A 3,559-nucleotide genomic window follows, 5' to 3' on the forward strand; every position below is an offset into this window, starting at 1 on the left:
AGGCCTACGCGGCCGCGCTCGAGTCCGTCGCGGCCGGCGTGACGGGTGCCGACGTTCACGCTGTGGCCTGCGACGTGATCGAGGACGCGGGCTACGAGACGCTGCGAAGCGATCCGAACGCGGAAACGGGATTCATCCACAGCACCGGTCACGGCGTCGGCCTCGACATCCACGAGGAGCCCAGCGTCTCGCCCTCGGGCGGCGAGCTCGAGGCCGGCCACGTGATCTCGATCGAACCCGGCATCTACGATCCCGCGGTCGGCGGCGTCCGCATCGAGGATCTGATCGCCGTCACCGAGGACGGCTACGAGAACCTGACCGAGTATCGGATCGGGCTCGAGCCGACGGCTGGCAACGGAGCGTAGACGGTAATCACGGGAAGACCAGGCGAGGACTGTCTCACTCAGTACTGACTCCGATCTGGTCCTCGGCGTGCGGTGGCGCGCGCTGTCGAGTGTCTGAGCGACAGCGAGGGCAGGCGATGACCTCGTGCGAGGGATGAGTGAGGGAGCAACGCGACTGAGCGAATCGGCTGGGGAGGACGTGGTTCTCACCGTTGCCACGATAGCAGAACACTGCCCCTCGATTACTGGCAGTCGAAGACAGTGTGAGACGGTGACTCCTTACATGACCAGGGAACAAAGTGTCCTGCTATCGCGCCGGCAAGGAGCAGCCACGCCCTCCCCAACCGATTCGTTCGCTCCTATCGTCGCTCACTCATCCCTCGCGCAGTTTCGGCCCGCGTCTCACCGCTCGTTCGACGCGGTCCAGCGCGCGCCACCGCAGGCCGTACGATCGGCCTGTACCTCGAGTGAGCGAATCGTCCTGTGGGTACTTGCAGTACCGACTCCTGAACTCAGCGATAGCCGCTGTCGTCCCCACCGCGAGCGTCGTCGATCCGCCCGAACTGCGCGTCGCTGAGTTCGAGTTCGACCGCACCGACGTTCTCCTCGAGTTGCTCTGCCGTCCGCGCGCCGACGATCGGTACGCAGGTAAAGCGGTCCTGTTCCATCAGCCAGCGCAGCGACACCTGCGCCGGCGTCGCGTCGACCTGCTCGGCGACGGACTCGACGGCCTCGAGCACCGCCCACGCTGTCTCGCTGGTGTAGCGGTCCTCGAAGAGGTCCGTGAGGGTGCCGCGGGAGCCGTCGGGTGCAATCACGCTGCCGTCCTCGGCCCGCTCGTACTTCCCGGTGAGGAAGCCGCCCGCGAGCGGCGAGTACGGACAGACGGCGATATCCTGATCCGCACAGACCTCGAGGTAGTCGCCCACGTCGTCGGTGTCGGCCGCGTTGAACATCGGCTGGGTCACGTCGAAGCGCTCGAGGCCCTCGACGTCGCTGGTCCACAGCGCTTTCGTGAGCTTCCAGGCGGCCATGCTCGAGGCACCGAGATAGTGGACTTTCCCCTCGCGGACGAGTTCGGTGAGCGTCCGCATCGTCTCCCGGATCGGCGTGTTCTCGTCCCAGCGGTGGATGTAGTAGAGATCGAGGTAGTCGGTGCCCAGCCGCTCGAGGGTGCCCTCGATCTGTGCGCGGATGTGCTTGCGACCCAGCCCGGAGTCGTTCGGACCGGGCTCGCCGCGACCGTCGAAGGGAAAGTAGACCTTCGAGGCGATAACGACGTCCTCGCGGTGAATATCCCGGTCTGCGAGCCACTCGCCGATCCACTCCTCGCTGGTGCCGTTCGGATCGCCGTAGACGTTCGCCGTGTCGATGAAGTTGATCCCGGTATCCCAGGCGGTGTCGAGCAGTTCGTGGGCCTCCTCGCGGTCGGTTTCGACGGTGCCGTCGCTTTCCTTCCCGAAGCGCCAGGTGCCAAAGCAGAGTTTCGAGACTGTCGTACCCGTATCGCCGAGCGTCGTGTACTCCATACGCCTCGTTCGCCACCGAGGGGCAAAACGAGTCGGGAAGCGGCGAGCGAGCGCCGGTCACTCGAGCGCGGTGACGATCGGTCGAACGCGGACGCGATGGGTCCGCGAGCGATCCTCCCGTCGTTCCGAAACGACCTGCTCGAGTTCGATTGCCGTCTCGTCGGTCAGCGTGCCGTAGTCCTCCTCGAGTGCGGTCACGTCTCCGTGTTCACGTTCGAACCGGGAAAATTCACTCGAACGAGGGCAGGACTTCGCCCTCGTAGAACTCGAGCGCTTTCTCCTGTTCCGGGCCGATCTGGTGGAAGTAGACGTGATCGTAGCCGGCGTCGATGGCCTGCTCAATGCTGTCGATGTGGGCCTGCGGATCCGGTGCGGTGGTGGTCCCGGCCTCGGCGATGTCCTCTTTCTCGACCATCTGGGCGGCCTGTTCGAAGTGAGCCGGCGTCGGCAGTTCTTGGCCGAGCTCTCCCGGAAGCGAGCCGTTGGGCCACTGCTCGTAGATGGTGTCGATCGCTTCCTCCTCGCTGTCGGCGTAACAGCCGTGTAACTGACTGTATTTCGGCCCGTCACCGCCGGCGTCCTCGTAGGCCTCGACCGGCTCCGATTTGGGACCGGAACACCAGAGGCCGTCGACGGTATCGGCGACCCACTCGGCGGTCTGCGGGCCGAACGCGCTTCCGATCGTTGTCGGCTGCTCGTCCGGCACGGTGTAGAGTCGCGCGTTCCCGACCGTGTAGTGCTCGCCGTGGTGGCTCGTCGTCTCGCCGGTCCAGAGCGAACGCATCACGTCCATCGCCTCGTCTAACATCTCGAGGCGAACGTCGTGTTCGGGCCAGCGCTCGCCCGTGACGTGTTCGTTCAGGTTCTCGCCGGTGCCGACGCCGAAGGTAAAGCGGTCGCCGAGCATCTCGTCGACGGTGGCGACGGCGTGGGCGACGTTGACCGGGTGAATCCGGATCGTCGGGCAGGTGACACCGACACCGACCTCGATCTCGTCGGTCGCCGTCGCGATGCCGCCGAGCGTCGACCAGACGAACGGCGATTCGCCCTGGGCCGACACCCACGGATGAAAGTGGTCCGAAATCGAGAGGAAGTCGAAGCCGGCTTCCTCGGCGCGGCGGGCGATGTCGACCAGTTCCGTCGGTCCGAACTCCTCGCTCGAGAGAGTGTATCCGAGTTTCGTCATTCTCGACCCGCTACCACGGACCGACTGGTAACGGTTGCACCTGCGAGGGCAAGAGCGCAGTTCGGAGCGATGCGCGGTTCGGAGCGAACAGTGTGAGCGAGAACCGCGAGACGCGAACGGTGAGTGAAACGAGCCGTGAGCGAACAGAGTGAGTGAGAACCGCGGACGATGCGATTAGTGTGTAATTCGTTTCAATGGCTACTATAGTGTCCCGATCGATCAGCCAGTCGGTCGGACCGGAGTGAGACGGAGCCCACCGGTACCGAACGTCGATCGGCCTGCCGGTGCTCACGGATTTAACACCCGCCGACACGTACGAGGGTCCATGACGGACTCACGCTCGAGCGACCGCGATCCGGCCTTCCGATTCGAGTACGAACCCGCCACCGTCAGGTTCGGAGCCGGCTGCGTCGACGACCTCGAGGGCGAACTCGAGCGACAGGATCTCGAGCGGGCGCTGGTCGTCTGCGGCTCGACCGTCGGGAGCACGCCCGACGTGA

General features: G+C 65.2%; 4 protein-coding genes and 1 pseudogene. 2 read left to right on the plus strand and 3 right to left on the minus strand.

Features of this window, described 5'->3' with window-relative positions; all coding sequences use genetic code 11:
• The coding region (locus tag PGX04_RS26935) for a M24 family metallopeptidase (RefSeq protein WP_273741300.1) at nt 1–365 on the plus strand (365 nt) is incomplete at its 5' end.
• A 491-nt stretch (nt 366–856) separates the two neighbouring features.
• Here PGX04_RS26935 and PGX04_RS26940 read toward each other — a convergent pair.
• Genes PGX04_RS26940 through PGX04_RS26950 form a run of 3 tightly spaced genes read right to left on the minus strand, consistent with a single transcriptional unit; the run spans nt 857 to nt 3,059 of the window.
• On the minus strand, nt 857–1,873 hold the full coding sequence (locus PGX04_RS26940) for an aldo/keto reductase (protein WP_273741302.1): 1,017 nt from the start codon (nt 1,871–1,873) through the stop codon (nt 857–859).
• A gap of 57 nt (nt 1,874–1,930) precedes the next feature.
• Nucleotides 1,931–2,071 carry a hypothetical protein gene (locus PGX04_RS26945; RefSeq protein WP_273741303.1) on the minus strand — a complete coding sequence of 47 codons (141 nt, stop codon included), beginning with the start codon at nt 2,069–2,071 and terminating at the stop codon, nt 1,931–1,933.
• A 31-nt stretch (nt 2,072–2,102) separates the two neighbouring features.
• Nucleotides 2,103–3,059 carry a TIGR03557 family F420-dependent LLM class oxidoreductase gene (locus PGX04_RS26950; protein WP_273741304.1) on the minus strand — a complete coding sequence of 319 codons (957 nt, stop codon included), beginning with the start codon at nt 3,057–3,059 and terminating at the stop codon, nt 2,103–2,105.
• Between the two features lie 325 nt (nt 3,060–3,384).
• Between PGX04_RS26950 and PGX04_RS26955 the strand changes: the two are divergent.
• Nucleotides 3,385–3,559, plus strand: a pseudogene (locus PGX04_RS26955) (iron-containing alcohol dehydrogenase family protein); the annotation flags it as partial.

Source organism: Natrinema soli, assembly GCF_028618695.1.

Excerpts from the sequence above, each read along its gene's own strand:
- PGX04_RS26950 (WP_273741304.1), bottom strand. The coding sequence starts at position 3,059 with ATGACGAAACTCGGATACACTCTCTCGAGCGAGGAGTTCGGACCGACG.
- PGX04_RS26940 (WP_273741302.1), bottom strand. The coding sequence starts at position 1,873 with ATGGAGTACACGACGCTCGGCGATACGGGTACGACAGTCTCGAAACTC.